Genomic DNA, 18,987 nt, shown 5'->3' with positions numbered 1-18,987 from the left:
GCGATCGAGAACGGGAGCCGGTTGCGCGGGGGTGAGTCCGGTGAGCATGAGGATCTCCTTCGCTCGGTGGGAGAGCAAATCACATCCAGCAACTACACGGCAATCTTCAGACAGACTACCCCGCCGACGTGCCGGGCCGATGCCATCGGCGGCATGTAGATGCGCCGTCGTACTCGGACGTCCTCGCGGAGATACGGCCGTTGACCTCGACCAGGCCGCGGCAGCAGGAAATTGGGGTAGCCGCCGGACAGGGCGTGCGGGGCGAGGGCGGTGCTGATCTTTTCGGCCCAGTCGCGAAACGGGCCGGGATCCTCGCCGGGGGTGCGACCGGCCGAGATCTGGATGACCGTATGGCTGGTGCGCAGACCGAAGGCGGTGTCGTCGGAGCCGATACGGGTTGCCGCGCCGTGGAATTGGCGCAGGCCGATGCCCGCGGCCGGACCGGGGCGCGCCTGCGCCCATGCGATCAGGAGATCACGGATTGCGGACGTCGGGGCGGCGACGGTGCGCGAGCGAATATCCCAGTGCATGCCGTGCGGAATGCTCTGATCGAACTGCTCCAGCAGATCCTGCTGCGTGGTCGGACCAATGGTGCTCATGATCGGCGTACCGAACCGAATGACCTCGGCGACAGCGGCATCGGCGTGCTCTCGTTCCCCGGACCAGACGGCGACCACGAGCAGGCATGGACCGATCTCGGGGTCGTGGTATCACCGAACCCCGGATTACCGGGGCGCAGGACACGATCGGCCGTCAACCGCTCGCGCAGACGACGTGCCAGCTCATCGACCGATGTCGCGAAACTCATATTCCGAGACTATGGACGCCGACCAACCCTCACCAACGTCGTGACCTGCACTGTTACCGCAAAATTGCGTTCGATCGGAGGAATGCGGTTGCCGCGTCAGCGCCGGGTGGACTACGACGGGAAATATGCCGGTCTCCAACTTCACCTCTGAGGATCTCGCGGAACTCGTTGTACTGCAGCGCTGCTGCTGGGTGCCCGAGGCGATCATCAACGAGACCCTCGACATTGCATCGCTGCACGAGACGCACGACGAGGTACTGGCCTGGGCGACGACATGCACCACCCTGGTCATGCGCGAACACGGACGTCTGGTCGGCGCTGTGCGCGGCGGAGTCGAGGGCGATACCGACTGGCATATCGGTCGCCTCATGGTCGCACCCGATCGGGCCGGGCACGGCCTCGGCAAGCATTTGCTGGGCCTGATCGAAGATCTCGCTCCCCCGCACATCGAGCGATTCGTGCTGTTCACCGGGGCTCGCAGCGAACGCAATATCCGCATGTACCAGCGGGCGGGGTACCGGCTCGTCCCGACCGAACCCGGCCATGCCAACGGCACGGTCCACTTCGCCAAACCCCGCGTGTAACCCCGTACGGTGCGATGATGCGCCTGACGATGACAGCGGAATTGCCGACCGATCCGAATGCGGCCGTGGCGCTGCAGGATCGGTTGCGGGGTTCGGTGGAGACGACCGTGGCCGAACCCTTTCGGGTCCGGACGGTGGCCGGTCTGGATTCGGCGTACGACGATCGCGGCAGTGTCGTTGCGGCGGTGGTGGTTCTGGACGCGGCGACGCTTCAGCCCATAGACACCGCGACCGCGCGCGGCAATGTCAGTTTTCCGTATGTTCCGGGCCTGCTCGCCTTTCGCGAATTGCCGACCACGATCGCCGCGCTCGAAAAGCTGGGCACCACACCGGATCTGTTGATATGCGACGGCCAGGGCATCGCGCACCCGCGACGTTTCGGACTGGCATGCCATCTGGGCTTGCTGACCGGGCTGCCGACCATCGGCGTCGCCAAGACCGTCTGGGGTGATTACGTCGAACCGGGCCCAGCCCGAGGCGACTTCGGCGATATCACCATCGAGGGCGAAGTGGTCGGACGCGCGGTGCGCACGCAGCCGGGAATCAAACCGGTCTTCGTCTCGGTCGGCCATCGCATCGACCTCGATACGGCCTGCGAGCAGGTTCTGGCGCTGACCCCGAAGTATCGACAGCCGGAGACCACCCGCCGAGCCGACCATTTATGCCGAATGTTGTTGCGGGAAAATTGAAAGCGGGTAGTTGAGTTTCCCGAGCGTACTTCTTCGGTACATCTGCGGTATCTGGCTCGACGGCAATGGTTGCGAGATGGTTGATGGGCTCGTCGAGTGCATGGCTACAACGGGGTTTCGAGAGGAATGACGTGAGTAGTAAGCTGCCGCATCGTGTTCCGGGCGCCGCATGGAGCGTTCCGTTCAGAACATTCGAACTGCCGCCGGTAGAGCTGATCGTACGCGTTGCCCGAGCGCTCGCGGAATACGAGCCACGGGCTTGTCAACTCCGCAGGACCCCAGGCGAATCGGATTCCCGTCGAGATCAGGAGCCGTGACCCCGGCCTGCCCGCACACTGGAAATGAATGCGTCCCACTCGCCCCGGCGCGAAGATCAGCGCCGGGCCGGTGGGGTCTTTGGAGTCACGGACACCGACCAGGCCAGCGTCGAGGTGGGCGACCTCGACGCACGCTCGGTCGGCCTTGCTTCGGCTCGATTTGTACCAGGCTGCTTCAGAACGACCGGTCATCACTCGGAGCACTCCCTCACGATCCCAAGGATCAGATCCCTGGTCGCCTTCACATCCAACGCTAGCTGACCAGCGCGACGGATCGCATCCATATACAGGTCCATCTCGGCCCGCCTCTCGAGATACAGAGCCCCGGCAAGCTCCTCGACAAATATCATCGGTCGCTCGATCAGCTTCGTGGACGGCAACGGGCCGAACTCGAACAGCACACAAGGCGCACCCAAAGCGAAAACGGGATTCGTGGCAGTGAATGGAATGGCACGGACAGATACATTGGGCCGCTCGCTGGCTTCCAGCAGATGACTCAGTTGGTCCTTGAGGACTGCGGGACCGCCGAACCGTTGCCGGAGCACCGCCTCCGAAATCAACGCACGAAACTCGAAGTCCGGGTCGGCGAGCCGCTCTCGGCGAAGCGCAGCCAAGGCAAGTGACTCTTCCACTTCCGCAGGGGTCCACTGCGGAAAGGCCGCCCACACCAGCTGTCGTCGATACTCCGTGGCCTGTAACAATCCAGGAATGAGGGCGATCTGCAGCGATGTTGCCCGCCGGGCCGACTGCTCCAGATTCAGGTAGTGGCGGAAGCCCGTTCGTTGCTCGTCCAGATGCGAACGCCACCACTTCCCCTCCGCGTTACGCGCCTTTCTGGTCTCCTCCGCAAGAGTCAGCAGTAGGCGTCGCTCGTCATCGCTCACCCGCAGTTTGTCGCTGATGACGTTGACCATCATGCTGGGGATGTTCTGTTTCAGGCCATCTTCGAGCCGACCGTACGTTTGCGGTGAGGTCTCGGCGGCAAAAGCCACAGCGTTCTTCGGCAAGCCTGCACGCTTGCGGTACTTCCGCACCAGACGTCCGAAGGCCCTGCTGGCAATGGTCGAATCACTCATCGTTTGCCTCGCTAACCAGTTGTATGCCTTTTTGGAATAAGTCAGTAAGCGCGCCGAAAGGCTGTCGAAAAACGTCCACCCCACTCACCAGCAGAGTATCACTGTAACCACGTCGATAGCCGCGAACGCCACACCACTCACTTTCCGCCACAACACATTTCACCGTCCGACGAGAGACCGGGGGAACTCGTGCTGCTCATGAACCCACTACCGACGAAAACCCAGCTGCTCAATGCCTGCCGGGGTGTCGACTACGACCATCATCCGATCCTCAACGCCGCGTTCGGGCTCACCGGCATTCACGAAAGGCAGTTGACCACAGTGCGTTTCGGATTTGACGAAATGGAATCCCGACGGGCGGAACTGCTCTCCGAAATCGACCGGTGCGTCGCTCGGTCCCTGCCGCCCGCCCATGGCGCGGCGCGAATTCATACCGAGACCATGGGCGCGGTGGTCGATCGCATGGCCCGCTTCACCGCACTGGCCTATGCCGCGCTGGCGGGCACGCTCGATTGCGAACTCGGCTCGAGCTGGGAGCATCTCGCCGAATTGGCGGTCGCCTATGAGGATCTGATCGACGAGTTGCATATGGGCCGCCGCCGCCTGCCGGGGTGCGCCTGAGCTACGCCGCGACGGCCACGTAGGCGGCCAGGGCGAGGTAGAACAGGTTGAGCAGGGCGAACTTCGGGCCGCCGGTGCGCACGTGGGTGATCATCGCGCCGATCATCAACAGCATCCAGCAGATCGCGGTGACCCGCGTCAGCACCGGTGCGATATCCAGCGCGGCGGGCAGGATCAGGCCCGCCGCCGCGAGGATTTCCAGTACGCCGAGGGTTTTCACGAAGCTCCCCGGAACGTGCGCGGTCCATTCCCCACCGTGCGTTCCGGCCAGTTTCGCCTGCGGCACGAACGCTTTGGTGATGCCGCCGAACAGGGCGACCACAGCGAGCAGTCCAGCGGCGATCCATACGGCGAGGTTCATGATTTCTCCTTTGTCGAACGTGTCGACCAGAAGATGCCGATGCCCCCGGATCTGTGACAGTTGGCCGGGGTGACGATTGTCACCGACCCCCGATGTCACAGAATGCGGAGTATGGATTCGGCCACCGACGCCTTCGTCACCTATCGCAGTCTGCTGTTCACCGTCGCCTACGAAATGCTCGGCTCGGCCGCCGATGCCGAGGATGTCGTACAGGAGACGTGGCTGCGATGGGTGGGCGTCGATCTCGACGCGGTCCGGGATCAGCGGGCATATCTGGTTCGGATCGTCACCCGGCAGGCGCTCGACCGCCTGCGCGCGCTCGCCCGGCGCAAGGAGTCCTACGTCGGGCCGTGGCTGCCCGAACCGCTGCTGACGACACCCGACGTCGCGGAGGATGTCGAATTCGCCGACAATGTCTCCACGGCAATGCTTCTCGTCCTGGAAACGCTGAATCCCACCGAGCGGGCGGTATTCGTGCTGCGCGAGGTATTCGGACTGGATTACGACGAGATCGCCGAGGCGGTCGACAAGAGTCCGGCGGCGGTGCGGCAGATCGCCCATCGCGCGCGGGCGCATGTGACCGAGCGGCGACCGCGCGAGACGCCGTCGCAGGATCAGGCCCGCGCGGCGCTCGTGGCATTCCAGCGGGCCGTCGCGACCGGCGATATGCGGCAGCTGCTCGATATTCTCGCGCCCGATGTCGTACTGCTCGGCGACGGCGGCGGCATCAAACAGGCGGTGCCGCGGCCGGTCGCCGGTATCGATCGGGTGGCTCGCATGCTGGTCGCCTCGAGTGCTCGGATCGCGGCCACCACCATGGAACTCGCGGATGTCAATGGTCACCCGGCACTGCTGCTGCGGCTGGACGGCGAACTCGACACGGTGATGACGCTACGGATCGACGACGGACTCATCTCCGGCGTCTACGCGCTGCGCAATCCCGAGAAACTGACGCATTTCGATCGGAATGTACAGCTGGTCCGACGGTGATTCACAGCTGATCGACAGCTGGCCCTGCTTCACTCGGCACGGATCAGCCGACAATGTGATCGGAGAATACGGTGCTGACAAGGTTTGTGATCGCGGGAGCAATAGCGGCCGGAACAGTAATGGGGGCCGCGGGGGTCGCCGCGGCGGATCCCATTGCGCCGGGCCCGAATTCGGTCGGCCCGTTCATCGCCAATGGCGAGCCCACCGGTAAGGCCGCCTGCGAGGCGGCCTCGCAGGATTCGGGCGCGTACAGTCCCTGCTACCCGTATCCGGACGACGGAAGTCTGGTCTCCCCGGATCTGAAGTACTACTACGATCGGCCGTGACGGTTCACAGTTGATCGGTAGCTCCGCCATGTCCGTTATGGCAGGATCGCCGGAATGCGCACGAAGACAGCACTGGACGCGGCCGTCGCCGCGGGCCGTGACCTCGGCCTGACCGTGACCGAGCCGTCGGTGCTGCACGATATGTTCTCCCGGATCTGACCGATCCGGCCGAACTCGCTCGCGCACAACAGGAATGGGACCTACTGGCCCCGACGATGCGCTCCCGCGCGGAATTCGAGGCGGCGTTCCCGGACGTCGAGCTTCAGCCGATTCACGGGGACTCCCCGGCAGCCAATATCGTCCGGACCATCGGCGGCGCACTGTATTCGGACTTCGAATTGGTCAATCTGGGACCGGTCGAATGGGATATGGCGTTTCTCGGGGCCATCGGCGGTGACGCCTACAACACCGCCGCACGGCGATGCGGCGGGCGCGAATTGGACGAACGTGTCCTGCGTTTCGTCGATGCCGTGGGCATGTGCCGGACGGTCGCCTGTCTGGCCCTCGTACCCCGGCTGCCGATACTCGCCGAGGCGCTGCGACCGGCCCTGGACCGTTGGCAGACGATGCCGCCGGTCGGAGATATCCTGCGCGGCTGACGCGCTCAATTCGGTTGGGCCGCATAGGCGGCCAGGTCGTCGGCCATGCGCTGCATCACCCGGGGCAGGACCAAGGGCATAATCCAGCCGACACCCGGTCGCATGCGCCAGCGGCCGTGCCAGTCGATGGCGGTGCCGTCGGCGATGGTCGACTTCAATTCGATGACGGCCCGATAGTCCTTCAGAGCGAAATTGAAGGCGTCCTCGTAGACCATTCGGCGGCCCGCCACCAATTCCGTCAATCGCTCGCCGGTGACCACGCGGCCCGATCGGAACGCGCGCACGGCCCCGACACCGTCGCGGCCGTGCGGATCCAGTCCGCTCGATTGTTCCTCGACCAATTCGTCGAGGCCGGACGCCCATCGGGGCCAGCTGCGCCCGTCGATCAGCAATCGCCATACCGTGCCCACGGGGGCCGTCGTTGTCGCATGTACTCGATAACCAGGCATGTTCCCAGCCTGGCAACTGGTCGGTACCGATCGCATCGGTGATTGTTGCCTATCCGAACGAGGTTTCCGGCGCGCCGGAACGGCTAGAACCGCGTCATGACCACCGTGCGTACTCGGATCCCGGCTCGGCTCGATCGGCTGCCGTGGGCGCGCTGGCACTGGATGATCGTGGTCGGACTCGGGTCGGTGTGGATCGTCGACGGCTTCGAGGTCACCGTGGTCGGCAGCGTCGCGGCGAAACTGTCCGAGCCGGACAGCGGGCTGGCCATTTCCTCGGCGCAGGTGTCGGGGTTCGCCGCGGCGATGTATGTCGCGGGCGCGTGCACCGGTGCGTTGCTGTTCGGTTGGCTGACCGACCGTTACGGGCGTAAGCGGCTGTTCATCATCACGCTGGTGGTGTATCTGATCGCCACCGCGATGACCGCGTTCTCCTTCTCGCTGTGGTGGTTCGTGATGTTCCGGTTCCTCACCGGGCTCGGAATCGGCGGTGAGTACGCGGCCATCAATTCCGCCATCGACGAACTGATTCCGAGCAAATATCGCGGACGGATCGATATCGTCATCAACGGCACCTATTGGCTCGGCGCGGCGGGCGGGGCGCTGCTGTCGGTGGCCGCGTTGAATCCGCATCTGTTCGCGCCGAATATCGGCTGGCGGTTGATGTTCGGGATCGGGGTGATCTTCGGACTGCTCGTGCTGGTGGTACGGCGGCATGTGCCGGAGAGTCCACGGTGGATGTTCATCCACGGGCGGGAACGCCACGCCGAGGAATTGGTCAACGGGGTGGAGCGACGGGTCGCGCGCGAGACCGCGGAGGAATTGCCGCAGGTCGAGGAGACCATCGAGGTGCGGCAGCGACGGTCCACCGGATTCGGCGAGATCGCGTCGGTGATGCTGCGGAAGTATCCGCGCCGCAGCGTGCTGGGGCTGGCGTTGTTCGTGGGGCAGGCGTTCCTTTACAACGCGGTCACCTTCAATTTCGCTGTCATTCTGGGGAAGTCGTTCGATGTGCCCAGCGATCGGACCGGATATTTCTACGCCGTCATGTGTCTGGGCAGCTTCTTCGGGCCGCTGGCGCTCGGTCGCTATTTCGACACCGTGGGACGCAAACCCATGATCACGGGGTCGTATCTCGGATCGGGAATTCTGTTGCTGCTCACCGCGATACTGCTGGTGCGCGGCGATCTGACCGCGGTGACGCTCACCGCGTGCTGGACCGTGGTGCTGTTCGTGGCCTCGTGCGGCGCGAGTTCGGCGTATCTGACCGTGAGCGAGATCTTTCCGATGGAGACCAGGGCGATGGCCATCGCGTTCTTCTACGCCGTGGGCACCGCGGCGGGAGGGATCGCGGGACCGCTGGTCTTCGCCGAGCTGACCGGAACCGGCGATGCCGGGCGGACCGCGCTGGCGTTCGTCATCGGCGCGGTGGTGATGATGGTCGGCGGCGTCGCGGAGCTGATCCTCGGGGTGCGGGCCGAGGGGCGGTCATTGGAAAGCATTGCGACGCCGTTGAGTTCGCAGCACGCCAGCTGACCGCCCCCGACCTCACTTCGGGTCGAGTACGAAGACCGGGATCTGGCGGTCGGTCTTCAGCTGATACTCGGCATAGGACGGGTAGGCCGCAACGGCGCGCTCCCACCACTTCGCGCGCTCCTCGCCCTCGACCTCGCGGGCGACGTAGGTCTTGGTCACGGTTCCGTCCTGCAGCGGGAACTCCGGATACGCCTTGATGTTGTAGTACCAGGTGGGATGCTCGGGAGCGCCGCCCTTGGACGCCACCGCCGCATAGCTGCCCTCGTGCTCCACCCGCATGAGCGGCGTGTAGCGCAGTTTGCCGGATTTCGCGCCCCGCAGGGTGAGCAACACGACCGGCTTGCCGAGGACCTCGATCCCCTCGGTGGTCCCGGTCTCGAGAATCTTCTTCGTCTGGTCCTGCACCCAACCTTCGGGGCTCAGTTCTGGGGATTCGGTTGCCATGAACGATGCAAACGTTGCTCCGGCTTTGCTCATTCCCGGGCGGTCGCGACGGCGGTTACTGTCGACGAATGAGTCCCGAACCGCTTGCTCTGCCCACGACCCGCTGGTCCGATTGGCTCGCCGAGTACGTGCTCGGTCAACTGACCACGGTGACCGAAACGCTGCGACGGCTCGGGGACGGCGATACCCGCGATACCGAGGCGGTGCTCGCGTTGTGGAACGACGCCGATATCGCGCTGCGCGGGGCCGATTCGGCCGCGCTGCTGTTGATCGAGGTCCATCCCGAGGCCGAGGTGCGCGGGCTTGCCGAGGAACTGCTGACGCGGATCGAGCGGGTCCGCACCGATCGCGATCTCGATCGGGCGCTCTACGACGTGGTCGCGGCCACCGATCCGGCCGGGCTCGACGAGCAGGCCCGGCGCATGCGCGAACACGTGCTGCGCGATTTCCGGCGCAGCGGCGTGGATCGCGACGATCCGACCCGGGCCCGGCTGCGGGAGATCTCCGAGCGGCTCGTGGTGCTCGAACAGCAATTCGGTCGGACCATTCGCGATGATGTCCGCACGGTCAGGCTCGCGCCCGAGCGGCTCGACGGGCTGCCCACCGATTTCCTCGCCGCGCATCCGCCCGCCGAGGACGGCCTGGTCACGATCACCACCGACTATCCGGACTACCAGCCGTTTCGGGTGTACGCCCGCGACGGTGAGGCTCGCCGCGATCTCACGGTCGCCTTCGAGAGTCGCGGCTGGCCCGCCAATGATGTTGTCCTGCACGAGATTCTCGATCTGCGCGAGGAGAAGGCGCGGCTGCTCGGCTATGCCGGCTGGCCCGACTACGACGCGGAGGTCAAGATGATCGGTACCGGCGGGGCCATTGCCGAATTCATCGAGCGGATCTCCACCGCCGCCGACGCCGCCGCCCGGCGTGACCTGGACGCGCTGCTCGCGCGGCGACGGGCGGACGAGCCCGGGGCCGCCGCGATCGACCGTTCCGAGGTCGGTTACTACACCGAGCTGATCCGGCGCGAACAGTACGACGTGGATGCGCGGGAGGTGCGCCGGTACTTCGATTTCGCCCGGGTGCGAGCCGGTTTGCTCGAGGTCACCGGGCGGCTGTTCGGGCTGGAGTATCGACCGGTCGATGTGCCGAGCTGGCATGCGGAGGTCACCGCCTACGACGTCTACGCCGACGGTGTGCGGTGCGGTCGGATCTATCTCGACCTGCATCCGCGCGAGGGCAAATACAAGCATGCCGCGCAGTTCGATCTCGTCGGCGGGATCAGCGATCGGCTGCTGCCCGAGGGCGTGCTGATCTGCAACTTCTCGCGGGGGTTGATGGAACACCACGAGGTCGTCACGTTGTTCCACGAGTTCGGGCATCTGATTCATCATGTGCTCGGCGGGCGGCAGCGCTGGGCGCGGTTCTCCGGGGTTGCCACCGAATGGGATTTCGTCGAGGCGCCGTCGCAGATGCTCGAGGAATGGGCTTGGGACGCTTCGATTCTGGGGACGTTCGCCGTCGACGCGTCCGGGGCGGCCATCCCGGCCGAGCTGGTGGAGCGGATGCGGGCGGCGAAGGATTTCGGGAAGGGAATCTCGATTCGGACCCAGGTCGCCTACACCGCGGTGTCGTATCTGCTGCACAGTGAGCGGCCCACCGATCACACCGCGACGGTGTTCGACGCTATGAGCCGCTACGGGCTGATCGCGCCGTTGCCGGGGACGCATTTCCAGACCGCGTTCGGGCATCTCACCGGCTACACCTCCGCGTACTACACCTACCTGTGGAGTCTGGTCATCGCGAAGGATCTGTTCTCGGCCTTCGACGCCGACGATCTGTTCGATCCCGTGGTGGCGCGTCGGTATCGCGATCGAATCCTCGCCGCGGGTGGATCGCGCGACGCGGCGGATCTGGTCGCCGAGTTCCTCGGTCGCCCATTCGCGTTCGACGCGTTCGCCGCCTGGCTGGATCGGGCACCGGTGACGGACGCCCCATAACGCCGCTCGTCCCCGGGGGCTGCTGAAAATCGGGCAGGGCGCGGTCGTCAGTATGGAGTGATGACGGTCAGGATCGTGATCGATGCCTCGGTCGCCATCGCGCCCGGGACCCTGTCGACCGCCTTCGAGATTTCCGATGAGGCGGAGCTCGCGAACGTCCTGGAACGGGCGCGTGAGTGGTGTCAGGCCGAGGTGCGGCGGCAGAACCGAAGGCAGCGGTTTCCGGACCGGGCCGAGATCGAGGTGACCCGGCGTCGCGACGGGCGCGGTGAGCGGGTGCTGTTCCAAACCGGTCAGGTCCTGAATATGCAAGGTGTCGAAGGCGAGCGCATCCGCTGGATCCGCTGGAGCGACCCGACCGATCCCACCGGCTGGCCCCTGGCCAAACCGCGCCCCGCCTCACCTCGCGAACACGCCGATCATCTCGGCCTCCCCCTCGGCTGGGAAGCGCGCGGCATCGGCGGCCCCCGACCCGAGGCGCACTACCGCCGCCCCCTGCGCTCCCCCGGCGAGAGCAAGGTTTTCGCGCCCGATATCGTCGCCAGCTTCTTCTGGCCCGGCGGCGAGCGGGAGCCGATCAAATGGGGCGTGTACAGCCCGAGCCACGGCGGTCAAATCGCCTACGGCACAGCGGATTCGCCGGTCGAGGCGGCGGAGCAGACGCTGCGGCTGGTGGATCGGTTCGAGGAGCTCTACCGAGTCACCGGCGATCTGGCGAGGGCGGTGGCGGCGTTCCGAGCGGAGGTACGGCTGCGCCAGCCCGCGCGGGTCGCGCGGCGATCGTGGTGAGCGGACCAGCGCACATGATGTTGACAGTCCCGGGGGCTTGGGTGATAGTAGGCGCAGCGCCATAGGTGTGCGCTCATCCCGAGTTCACGGGAATCCCTTCTTCCGCAACAACTTCCACGAAGCCCCGATCCGTACGGATCGGGGCTTCGCTCGTTTGCGTGCGGGTGTGCGATTCCAATTCCCCTTTCTGGAGGTAGTTTTGCGGAAAAGATGGTCGGTCCGCCGAAAGCTGGTCGCGGCGATTGCCGGTGCGGCCGTGGGGACCACGGCGGTGGTCGCGCTCGGCGCGGTGGAGACGACAGCCGCGACGGGGTGTATCGCCTCGGGTACGGAGGCGGACATCAATGCGGCGCTGGTCGGCAGCGGAGCCAAGGCCGTGCTGTGTCCGGATGCGGTGTTCGAACTCGCCGCTCCGGTCGTATTCACCGCGCCGGGCCAGGAGATTTCGACACAGGGCTATCCGACCGATCGGACCCGCGCCGTACTGCTCGTGCGCGGCGGCGATCAGACGACGGCGGTCAATGGCGGCGGGCAGAGCGGTGTGGTGCTGCGCAATGTGCAGGTCGACGGGAATCGGCCCGCCCTCGGCAGTTCGAAGGGCGAGGCCCTCATCGTGATGGGCGGGGCCGGTACGGATCAGACCGTGCGCGAGATCGTCGCGCGCGAGCCCCGAAGCTGGTCGGCACTGCATATCTTCGAGGGCGCGGTGACCGATAACGTGCCGCAGTGTCAGCGGGCGACCATTGTCGACAACCAGATCGGACCGTCGGGGCAGGACGACGGGACCTGGGCCGACGGGATCTCGTTGGCCTGCGGATCGAGCCTCGTGCAGGGCAATACCGTGACCGACGCCACCGACGGCGCGATCGTCGTATTCGGGGCCCCGGGCTCCACGATTCAGAACAACACCATCGTCGCCGTCTCCCGCCCATTGCTGGGCGGCATCAATATGGTCGACTTCGCCCCGGTCGGCGGCAATTACACCGGAACCGTGGTGAAGAACAACGTGATCGATGGCCGGAGTCATTTCATCAAGGTCGGTATCGCGATGGGTCCCGCGGTCTGGACCTGCTCGACCGCCGCCAACCACGGGGCCACTGTGACCGGTAATACGCTGCGGGGCTTGAACTTCGGCTACGGCTACGCCGTCAACGGTGTGACGAATTGGACCGTGACCGACAATCTCGACCAGGCGCGACATGTGGGCGCGGCGGGTTTGGGCTGCAACGGAATACAGTCGGCCCCGGGCGGTTTCCAGGTTCAGTCGACGGCCGCGAGCACCCTACAGCCCGAGTTCCAGAACGCGACGCTGCAGTATGTGCTCGGCATCTCCGAGCCGCCGATCCTGCGCGTCCCCGTCACCGCGCCCGCCGCCTGCGGGGTCATGCGCGCCGACGAGGGCCTCTACCCCGGCCAAGCGCTGTCCTCGTGCGACGGCCGCTTCACCCTCACATTGCAGAACGACGGCAATCTCGTGCTCACCCAGACGGGTAAACCCCTGTGGGCCAGTGCTACCGACGGCCGCGGCAGCGTGGTCGCGATCATGCAGAGAGACGGTAACTTCGTCGTCTACGATTCGGCGGGCAGACCGGCCTGGGCGACCGGCACGAACCCCAACGGCTCGACCCTGGCGGTTCAGAACGACGGGAACGTCGTCGTTTACGCCGCGGGAGCCGAGCCGTTGTGGTCGACGAAAACGGGTGGTCGCTGAGGCGTCACCCGCGCGGCAAGGTGGCCTTGGCGCCGTAGGTTCGCATCGCGTCGGCGATCGCGGCGGTGTTGACGGTCAGGGCCTTGTCGTTGATGTTGCTGATGGTGTCGCAGGCGCTGTGGTAGCAGCTGTCGTAGGCGCGGCCGGATTGGCCGCCGAACATCTGCTGTTCCTGGCGGGTCTTGATGCCCTCGGCACCGGTGAACAAGCCGCCCACCGGGATTCCGGCTCGCATGAACGGGCCGTAGTCGGAGCGACCATCGAGCGGCGTGGTCACGTGCGGGATGTTCTGGGAGTCGAAGTAGCGGGCGAAGTTCTTCTCGATTTCGGCGGAGCCGGACGGCCCGCCGCTACCGGCGTAGATCTTGTACGCGAAGTTCGGTGAACCGATCATGTCGAAGTTGAGGTAGAGCCCGATCTTATTGCGGTTGGCCGTGGACAGGTTCGACACGTAGTACTTCGAGCCGAGCAGGCCGAGTTCCTCCGCGCCCCACCAGGCGAATCGGAGTTTGTTCTTGGGCTGGGTGGTGGCCAGTTGCAGTGCGACATCGAGCAGTCCCGCACTGCCGGAACCGTTGTCGTTGATGCCGGCCCCGGCGCGTACCGAATCCAGATGCGAGCCCGCCATCACGACCTTGTCCGCATTACCCTGCTTGGACTCCGCGATCACGTTGTAGGTGGTGCGGGGCAGGGCCTCGGTATCGGTCTTCAGCCGCACGACCGAGCCCGCCGAGGCGGCCAGGCCCTGACCGACCGCGAAACTCGCGCCGACCACCGGAATCCGGATGCCGGTCTCGTCGAGCGGTTCGGTGTAGGCCGCGGTCCGGCCCGGCTGGCCCTCGTTGAAGATGATGACGCCGGAAGCCCCGGCGGCCTGGGCGTTTCGGGCCTTGTCGGCGAAGGTGCAGACGCCGCGCTGCAGCAGAGCGATATTGCCGCGGGTGAAGTTCGCGAAGTCCGCGGCCTCGCAGCCGGAGGTGGAGGTGTTCGGCTGCGCCGCGGGCGGCAGGACCAGATCGACGCCCTGTACCGCCGCGCGCGCCTCGCCCGAGCCCGAATAGGTCAGGGTGGCGAAGTCGCCGAGTTCGCCGCGGCCCGGCGGAGTCGGTTTGTAGGTGGCGCGGCCGCCGGAGACCTGTTCCAGCACCGCCGTCGTGCGTTCCTGGAAGGACTGGAAACTGAACGCCTGCAGGGTCACGTCGTAACCCACGCGGCGCAGTTCACCGGCCACGTAATCGCGGGACGCGTCGTAACCGGCCGTACCCGCGGCACGGGTGCCACCGTTGGCGTTGGCAATGGCTTGGAGTTTGTCCAAATGCTGTTTGGGGGCGGGCGTTTGGATCGTATCGGCGGGTTGTGGCTGGGGTTCGGCGAGGGCGGACCCGGCCAGTGCGAACGACAGGACGAGCGGCAGAGCGGCGGCGGCTGCGAAAACGTGACCGGCCCTGGCGCGGTGGGGGATGCGGGGCATGTCGGCTCCTTCAAGGGACAGATGGATCCCGATGATCGGAAGGTAAGCCGCACAACAACTTTGGCAAAACCTCGATTGAACTCCGCAGGTAGGGGCTTGTGATCGAGGTGCCCGAGGGCATCTGCGCGGCACGCCCGGGGCCCACGACATGCCAGGCGGAACGCAAGGGTCGGTAAAATTCCACCCGAGATATTGCCAAACCGGTTGGGCTACGGAATGGGAGTGTCATGCGAACAATTGGTGCGTTGATATTCACCGTCGTTCTTGTCACCCTGGGGATTTCCCTCGGGCCCGCGCCCATGGCGTCGGCCGATACCTGTCCCGACGGCCATGTGTGCGGGTATTCGCTGACCGGTGGTCAGGGCGCGCGGACTTTCTACGCGATTCCCACCGGCGAGTGTCAGGATGTCCCGGTCGCCTTTCCGACGCTATCGATCAACAACAATTCGTCCGATCCGGTGACCATCAATTCCGGCACCTGCGCGAATCCCGGGGGCGAATCGCTCACCATCGACTCCGCGGTCACCCTGGTGAATGTGATTCTGGAGAACGTGAATCCGTTCAATCTCTACCCCCACGTGCACGTCCCCGCCTCGCCGCTGCTGGCCGACTGACTATCCGGAAGTGTAGGTCCGCCGCCACTGCTCGACGAGTTGGGCCTCGTCGGCGCGAATCGGCGGCGAGGTTCGCGACGGTGCCGGGCGAGTCGATATCCATGAAGATCAGCCGACCGTCGTCGTAGATGCGCACCGATCCCTTCGGCGACACATTGGGCGCACCGTCGGGGCCGATGGTCGCGACGAATGCCAATTTGGCGCTGGTGACGATCAGGCGCATATCGTCGTCGAATGTGGCCATGGCCGAACCTTTTTCGTCGTCCCAGCGCAGCCTACGACCGTCGGCGCGAGATCGCCACACCCAGTAGACAGACCGCGCCGCCCGCGAGCGCCCAGGGGGTGGGCGCCTCGGCGAGCAGCAGCCACGACAGCAATACCGAGACCGCGGGAATGGCGTAGCTGGTCGTGGTGAGGCGGGCGGCGTCGGTGCGGCGCAGGGCGTAGGACCAGGCGGTGAAACCTATTGCGGTGGGGAATAATCCGAGATAGACGCCGTCGGCGATGGTGCGCGCCGGGGCGGAGGACAGTTCGGTGATCAACTGGGGCGTCCACGGCAGTAGGACCACGGTGGCGATGAGGCAGCCCAGCCAGATCGCGGTGAGAGCGTCGACGTGGCGCAGCGCGGCCTTCTGGACCAGCACCCCGGCGGCGTAGAGGACCGCGGACAGCAGGCACAGGGTCACCCCGAGCATATCGTGCCGACCGGCGGTGCCGAACGCGATGGTCGTGACACCGGCCAGTGCGACCGACATGCCGACAACCAGTGCGCGAGAGAGCTTTTCGCGCAGCAGTGCCGCGGCCCCGAGGGCGACCAGCAGTGGTGCGAGATTGACCAGCAACGCCGCGGTACCCGCGTCCACATGCCGTTCGGCGGCATTGAGGGCGACGGTGTACCCGGCCAGCCAGAGCACGGCGTAACCGATGACCAGAAGCCAGGGCGTCCGAGCGCGCGGCAGCCGAACTCCGCCGCGGAGTCCGACGAGAACCGTCAATGCCAGCGCGGCCACCGCGAGCCGCAGCAGTGCCATCGGCGCGGAGGACAGCGCCGGGCCCGCGTCCCGAATCGCGACGAAGGCCGACGCCCACACCACGACCGCGATCACAACCGCTGCGGCGGAACGGAAGTCGATATTGGACGTGTTCGGCGGGCTGGATGGCGCGGTGCGCGTTTCGATGGTCACATCGACCATCGTGGATCTCGGAAAAGAACAGGACAAGCGAACGATCGAGTACAACAGTTAAGTTCATCTGTACGATTGAGGGCATGATCGACATCACCCGGCTGCGACTGCTGCGCACCGTCGTCGCCACCGGATCGATCCGGGCCAGCGCCACGACCCTCGGCTACACCCCGTCGGCCGCGAGCCAGCAGCTCGCGGCATTACAGCGCGAGACCGGCTTGCAGCTGGTCGAGCGCGTCGGCCGCGGTATCGAACTCACCGCGGCCGGACGCGCCCTCGCGGCCGCCTCGGAGGATGTGTTCGAGGAGCTCGCCCGCCTGGACGCGGTCGTCGACGATCTGCGCGCCGGCCGGGTCGGCAGCTTGTCCATCGGATACATCTCCTCGGTCGGCGCGCTGTGGCTGCCGCCGATCGTCGACGCGTTGCGCACCGAATTCCCGCAGCTACGACTGGAATTGCGGACGATCGAGATCGGCGAGGGCCGCCACGATATCGAGGTGTTCACCGAGGAGACCCCACCGACCCGGTCCGCGGCCGTCGCCGTGCACCGGCTCACCGCCGACCCGTATGTCGTCGCGGTCCGCGCCGACGATCCGATCGCCGGACGACTCGAGGTTCCGCTGGCCGCCCTCGCCGACCGGAATTGGATCGATAACGAGCAGCGCGACGGACTGTGCCGTCAGATCACACTCGACGCCTGTACCCGCGCCGGGATCGTGCCGCGATTCCAGATCCAGGCGCCCGACTATCGCACCGCGCTGACGCTGGTCGCCACGGGTATCGGCATCACGGTGCTCCCCCGGCTCGCGGCCGCGGATCTGCCGCCGGATCTGGTCACGGTCGGGCTGACCGATCCGACGCCGATCCGGCACATCCGCATCGCGATCCGAAAACCCATGGCGCACAATCCCGCCGCGCGCCGCGCGGTCGAATTGTTCACCGCCGTCGCGAGCGCTCAGGACGTTCTCGCCGCACCGAACCAATTGGGCAGCTGATCGACCAACCCCTGCTGCTCCGCACCCACCCACACCACATGACCGTCGGGGCGCAGCAACACCGCGGGGACGTCCAATTCCGCATCGGCATCGACGATGTGGTCGATCCGGTCCGCCCAGCCCGAGACGGACAGCAGACCGGTCCGATCGAGCAGCAACCCGCGGCCCTCGTGCATCCGCTCGTAGAGGCGGCCCTGCTTCAGGTCGATATTCCGTAGCCGACGACCGAGCAGTGGATCACCCGCACCGAAGTCGTAGCGGATTCCGACCGCGATGATCTTCTCGATCAGATAGCGGTTCACCTCCTCGAAATCCATCAGCTCCGAGATCAACCGGCGCACGGCCTGAGCGCCGGGTGTGAGGGAGACCAGTTCCATCTGCGCGCGAGTCTGGTCGAGCACGGCCGCGGCCACCGGATGTCGTTCGGCCGCATAGGTATCCAGCAGCCCCTCGGGAGCCCAGCCGTGGACCGTGGCGGCCAACTTCCAGCCCAGGTTGAACGCGTCCTGAATGCCGAGGTTGAGGCCCTGCCCGCCGATCGGCGGATGGATGTGCGCGGCGTCGCCGGCCAGTAGCACCCGATCGGCCCGATAGCGTTCGGCCTGCCGGGTGGCATCGCCGAAGCGGGACAGCCAGCGCGGGGAGTGCACGCCGAAGTCGGTGCCCGCGGTGGCCATCAGCTGCCGCTTGAACTCCGCGAGGGTCGGGGCGACCGTGCGGTCCTCGGCCACCTCGGCCGCGGGTACGACGACGCGGTACACGCCATCGCCGAGATGTCCCGCGCCGAACAGCTTCTGTGTCTTGCGGATCTCGGTCGTCACGGCGGTCACCGTGTCCTGATCCGCCGTCAGACGCATCTCGCCCAGCAGCGTGTCGACCCGGGAGGGCTCGCCCGGAAAGCCGATGCCGACCAGTTTGCGCACGGTGCTGCGGCCGCCGTCGCAGCCGACGAGATAGCGCGAGCGCAACCGCGTGCCGTCGGCCAGCTCGACGGTCACACCCCGCTCGTCCTGGCTCAGCGCGACCACTTCGCTGTCGCGGCGGATCTCGACGCCGAGTTCCACGGCGTGCTCGGTCAGGAGCCGCTCGGTGACCGGCTGCGGCAGGGCGAGCACATACGGATGTGTGGTATCCAACCCCTCGGGCTGCGGCTTATCGATCCCCGCGACATACGAGCGCAGCGGATGCGTATGGCCGTGCTCGAGAAACCGATCCAGTACACCGCGCTGCTCGAGCACCTCCATGGTGCGCGCGTGCATGCCGAGCGCGCGGACCACCTCGGTCGGTTGTGCATCCCTTTCCAGTACGAGCACGTTCACGCCCTGCAAACGCAATTCGCTCGCCAGCATTACCCCGGTCGGCCCAGCGCCGACGACCATCACATCAATCACGGTCAGCGATTGTGCGGCATACCCCGGGTCTTGCGGCA

22 protein-coding genes are annotated in these 18,987 nt (G+C 66.0%); 12 read left to right on the top strand and 10 right to left on the bottom strand.

What is annotated here, in order from left to right; all coding sequences use genetic code 11:
• Nucleotides 1-92: 92 nt before the first annotated feature.
• A complete protein-coding gene (locus NP4_RS15795) occupies nucleotides 93-599 on the bottom strand; it encodes a hypothetical protein (RefSeq protein WP_147287997.1) in 507 nt (168 codons plus the stop codon).
• Nucleotides 600-933: 334 nt separating this feature from the next.
• Between NP4_RS15795 and NP4_RS15790 the strand changes: the two genes are divergently transcribed.
• Nucleotides 934-1,392 (top strand): GNAT family N-acetyltransferase, encoded by a 459-nt coding sequence (locus tag NP4_RS15790; protein WP_067998355.1) that lies wholly within the window; start codon nucleotides 934-936, stop codon nucleotides 1,390-1,392.
• Nucleotides 1,393-1,409: 17 nt separating this feature from the next.
• Nucleotides 1,410-2,081, top strand: coding sequence for an endonuclease V (locus tag NP4_RS15785; protein ID WP_067998577.1), 672 nt, complete (start codon nucleotides 1,410-1,412; stop codon nucleotides 2,079-2,081).
• A gap of 104 nt (nucleotides 2,082-2,185) precedes the next feature.
• Here the strand turns inward: NP4_RS15785 and NP4_RS43190 are convergent, their stop codons facing one another.
• Both NP4_RS43190 and NP4_RS15780 read right to left on the bottom strand, forming a co-directional pair.
• Nucleotides 2,186-2,590, bottom strand: coding sequence for a DUF397 domain-containing protein (locus tag NP4_RS43190; RefSeq protein WP_082875900.1), 405 nt, complete (start codon nucleotides 2,588-2,590; stop codon nucleotides 2,186-2,188).
• Nucleotides 2,590-3,474: a helix-turn-helix domain-containing protein gene (locus NP4_RS15780; RefSeq protein WP_147287998.1), complete on the bottom strand. Its 885-nt coding sequence runs from the start codon at nucleotides 3,472-3,474 to the stop codon at nucleotides 2,590-2,592. The genes NP4_RS43190 and NP4_RS15780 overlap by 1 nt, the downstream gene beginning before the upstream one ends.
• 198 nt (nucleotides 3,475-3,672) lie before the next feature.
• Here NP4_RS15780 and NP4_RS15775 point away from each other — a divergent pair, with 198 nt between their 5' ends.
• Nucleotides 3,673-4,095 carry a DUF4254 domain-containing protein gene (locus tag NP4_RS15775; protein ID WP_067998575.1) on the top strand — a complete coding sequence of 141 codons (423 nt, stop codon included), beginning with the start codon at nucleotides 3,673-3,675 and terminating at the stop codon, nucleotides 4,093-4,095.
• A gap of 1 nt (nucleotide 4,096) precedes the next feature.
• Here NP4_RS15775 and NP4_RS15770 read toward each other — a convergent pair whose 3' ends face one another.
• Nucleotides 4,097-4,456: a DoxX family protein gene (locus NP4_RS15770; protein ID WP_067998351.1), complete on the bottom strand. Its 360-nt coding sequence runs from the start codon at nucleotides 4,454-4,456 to the stop codon at nucleotides 4,097-4,099.
• Between the two features lie 102 nt (nucleotides 4,457-4,558).
• Here NP4_RS15770 and NP4_RS15765 point away from each other — a divergent pair, with 102 nt between their 5' ends.
• The 3 genes from NP4_RS15765 to NP4_RS15755 all read left to right on the top strand — a co-directional run bounded on the left by NP4_RS15765 (nucleotide 4,559) and on the right by NP4_RS15755 (nucleotide 6,371).
• On the top strand, nucleotides 4,559-5,446 hold the full coding sequence (locus tag NP4_RS15765) for an RNA polymerase sigma-70 factor (RefSeq protein WP_067998349.1): 888 nt from the start codon (nucleotides 4,559-4,561) through the stop codon (nucleotides 5,444-5,446).
• A gap of 71 nt (nucleotides 5,447-5,517) precedes the next feature.
• Entirely contained in the window at nucleotides 5,518-5,772 is a 255-nt protein-coding gene (locus NP4_RS15760) for a hypothetical protein (RefSeq protein ID WP_147287999.1), read from the top strand.
• Nucleotides 5,773-5,987: 215 nt separating this feature from the next.
• A complete protein-coding gene (locus NP4_RS15755; protein WP_067998345.1) occupies nucleotides 5,988-6,371 on the top strand; it encodes a hypothetical protein in 384 nt (127 codons plus the stop codon).
• A gap of 5 nt (nucleotides 6,372-6,376) precedes the next feature.
• Here the strand turns inward: NP4_RS15755 and NP4_RS15750 are convergent, their stop codons facing one another.
• Nucleotides 6,377-6,820, bottom strand: a complete 444-nt coding sequence (locus NP4_RS15750) for an SRPBCC family protein (protein ID WP_067998343.1) — start codon at nucleotides 6,818-6,820, stop codon at nucleotides 6,377-6,379.
• Between the two features lie 96 nt (nucleotides 6,821-6,916).
• Here NP4_RS15750 and NP4_RS15745 point away from each other — a divergent pair, with 96 nt between their 5' ends.
• A complete protein-coding gene (locus tag NP4_RS15745; protein ID WP_067998341.1) occupies nucleotides 6,917-8,353 on the top strand; it encodes an MFS transporter in 1,437 nt (478 codons plus the stop codon).
• A 12-nt stretch (nucleotides 8,354-8,365) separates the two neighbouring features.
• Here the strand turns inward: NP4_RS15745 and NP4_RS15740 are convergent, their stop codons facing one another.
• On the bottom strand, nucleotides 8,366-8,797 hold the full coding sequence (locus NP4_RS15740) for a nitroreductase family deazaflavin-dependent oxidoreductase (protein ID WP_067998340.1): 432 nt from the start codon (nucleotides 8,795-8,797) through the stop codon (nucleotides 8,366-8,368).
• 68 nt (nucleotides 8,798-8,865) lie between these two features.
• Between NP4_RS15740 and NP4_RS15735 the strand changes: the two genes are divergently transcribed.
• The 3 genes from NP4_RS15735 (at nucleotide 8,866) to NP4_RS15725 (ending at nucleotide 13,294) form a co-directional block, all read left to right on the top strand.
• Nucleotides 8,866-10,794, top strand: coding sequence for a M3 family metallopeptidase (locus tag NP4_RS15735; protein WP_067998338.1), 1,929 nt, complete (start codon nucleotides 8,866-8,868; stop codon nucleotides 10,792-10,794).
• Between the two features lie 60 nt (nucleotides 10,795-10,854).
• Nucleotides 10,855-11,583 (top strand): hypothetical protein, encoded by a 729-nt coding sequence (locus NP4_RS40960; protein WP_067998336.1) that lies wholly within the window; start codon nucleotides 10,855-10,857, stop codon nucleotides 11,581-11,583.
• Nucleotides 11,584-11,782: 199 nt separating this feature from the next.
• Entirely contained in the window at nucleotides 11,783-13,294 is a 1,512-nt protein-coding gene (locus NP4_RS15725; RefSeq protein WP_147288000.1) for a right-handed parallel beta-helix repeat-containing protein, read from the top strand.
• Nucleotides 13,295-13,298: 4 nt separating this feature from the next.
• Here the strand turns inward: NP4_RS15725 and NP4_RS15720 are convergent, their stop codons facing one another.
• Nucleotides 13,299-14,765: a M28 family metallopeptidase gene (locus tag NP4_RS15720; RefSeq protein WP_067998331.1), complete on the bottom strand. Its 1,467-nt coding sequence runs from the start codon at nucleotides 14,763-14,765 to the stop codon at nucleotides 13,299-13,301.
• Nucleotides 14,766-14,992: 227 nt separating this feature from the next.
• Here NP4_RS15720 and NP4_RS15715 point away from each other — a divergent pair, with 227 nt between their 5' ends.
• On the top strand, nucleotides 14,993-15,379 hold the full coding sequence (locus tag NP4_RS15715) for a hypothetical protein (protein ID WP_147288001.1): 387 nt from the start codon (nucleotides 14,993-14,995) through the stop codon (nucleotides 15,377-15,379).
• On the opposite strand, the gene NP4_RS39930 is transcribed toward NP4_RS15715, so the two are convergent.
• Nucleotides 15,327-15,602, bottom strand: coding sequence for a pyridoxamine 5'-phosphate oxidase family protein (locus tag NP4_RS39930; protein ID WP_245998216.1), 276 nt, complete (start codon nucleotides 15,600-15,602; stop codon nucleotides 15,327-15,329). The genes NP4_RS15715 and NP4_RS39930 overlap by 53 nt on opposite strands.
• A gap of 52 nt (nucleotides 15,603-15,654) precedes the next feature.
• Entirely contained in the window at nucleotides 15,655-16,563 is a 909-nt protein-coding gene (locus NP4_RS15710; RefSeq protein ID WP_245998092.1) for a DMT family transporter, read from the bottom strand.
• 83 nt (nucleotides 16,564-16,646) lie between these two features.
• Between NP4_RS15710 and NP4_RS15705 the strand changes: the two genes are divergently transcribed.
• Nucleotides 16,647-17,558: a LysR family transcriptional regulator gene (locus tag NP4_RS15705; RefSeq protein ID WP_067998325.1), complete on the top strand. Its 912-nt coding sequence runs from the start codon at nucleotides 16,647-16,649 to the stop codon at nucleotides 17,556-17,558.
• On the opposite strand, the gene rox is transcribed toward NP4_RS15705, so the two are convergent.
• Complete coding sequence (gene rox / locus NP4_RS15700) at nucleotides 17,519-18,949, bottom strand: rifampin monooxygenase (protein ID WP_067998323.1); 1,431 nt, start codon at nucleotides 18,947-18,949, stop codon at nucleotides 17,519-17,521. The genes NP4_RS15705 and rox overlap by 40 nt on opposite strands.
• Nucleotides 18,950-18,987 lie beyond the last annotated feature (38 nt).

It is taken from the genome of Nocardia pseudobrasiliensis NBRC 108224, assembly GCF_001613105.1.
GTDB lineage: Bacteria > Actinomycetota > Actinomycetes > Mycobacteriales > Mycobacteriaceae > Nocardia > Nocardia pseudobrasiliensis.
Note: the sequence above shows the minus strand (reverse complement) of the source record. Positions and strands in the feature narration are given on the sequence as shown.

Coding starts and splice junctions, on each gene's coding strand:
- NP4_RS15785 (WP_067998577.1), top strand. CDS start 1,410: ATGCGCCTGACGATGACAGCGGAATTGCCGACCGATCCGAATGCGGCC.
- NP4_RS39930 (WP_245998216.1), bottom strand. CDS start 15,602: ATGCGCCTGATCGTCACCAGCGCCAAATTGGCATTCGTCGCGACCATC.
- NP4_RS15780 (WP_147287998.1), bottom strand. CDS start 3,474: ATGAGTGATTCGACCATTGCCAGCAGGGCCTTCGGACGTCTGGTGCGG.
- NP4_RS15795 (WP_147287997.1), bottom strand. CDS start 599: ATGAGCACCATTGGTCCGACCACGCAGCAGGATCTGCTGGAGCAGTTC.
- NP4_RS40960 (WP_067998336.1), top strand. CDS start 10,855: ATGACGGTCAGGATCGTGATCGATGCCTCGGTCGCCATCGCGCCCGGG.
- NP4_RS15745 (WP_067998341.1), top strand. CDS start 6,917: ATGACCACCGTGCGTACTCGGATCCCGGCTCGGCTCGATCGGCTGCCG.
- NP4_RS15720 (WP_067998331.1), bottom strand. CDS start 14,765: ATGCCCCGCATCCCCCACCGCGCCAGGGCCGGTCACGTTTTCGCAGCC.
- NP4_RS15790 (WP_067998355.1), top strand. CDS start 934: ATGCCGGTCTCCAACTTCACCTCTGAGGATCTCGCGGAACTCGTTGTA.
- NP4_RS15715 (WP_147288001.1), top strand. CDS start 14,993: ATGCGAACAATTGGTGCGTTGATATTCACCGTCGTTCTTGTCACCCTG.
- NP4_RS15705 (WP_067998325.1), top strand. CDS start 16,647: ATGATCGACATCACCCGGCTGCGACTGCTGCGCACCGTCGTCGCCACC.
- NP4_RS15755 (WP_067998345.1), top strand. CDS start 5,988: ATGCGCTCCCGCGCGGAATTCGAGGCGGCGTTCCCGGACGTCGAGCTT.
- NP4_RS15765 (WP_067998349.1), top strand. CDS start 4,559: ATGCGGAGTATGGATTCGGCCACCGACGCCTTCGTCACCTATCGCAGT.
- NP4_RS15770 (WP_067998351.1), bottom strand. CDS start 4,456: ATGAACCTCGCCGTATGGATCGCCGCTGGACTGCTCGCTGTGGTCGCC.
- NP4_RS15775 (WP_067998575.1), top strand. CDS start 3,673: ATGAACCCACTACCGACGAAAACCCAGCTGCTCAATGCCTGCCGGGGT.
- NP4_RS15750 (WP_067998343.1), bottom strand. CDS start 6,820: ATGCCTGGTTATCGAGTACATGCGACAACGACGGCCCCCGTGGGCACG.
- NP4_RS15740 (WP_067998340.1), bottom strand. CDS start 8,797: ATGGCAACCGAATCCCCAGAACTGAGCCCCGAAGGTTGGGTGCAGGAC.
- NP4_RS15735 (WP_067998338.1), top strand. CDS start 8,866: ATGAGTCCCGAACCGCTTGCTCTGCCCACGACCCGCTGGTCCGATTGG.
- NP4_RS43190 (WP_082875900.1), bottom strand. CDS start 2,590: ATGACCGGTCGTTCTGAAGCAGCCTGGTACAAATCGAGCCGAAGCAAG.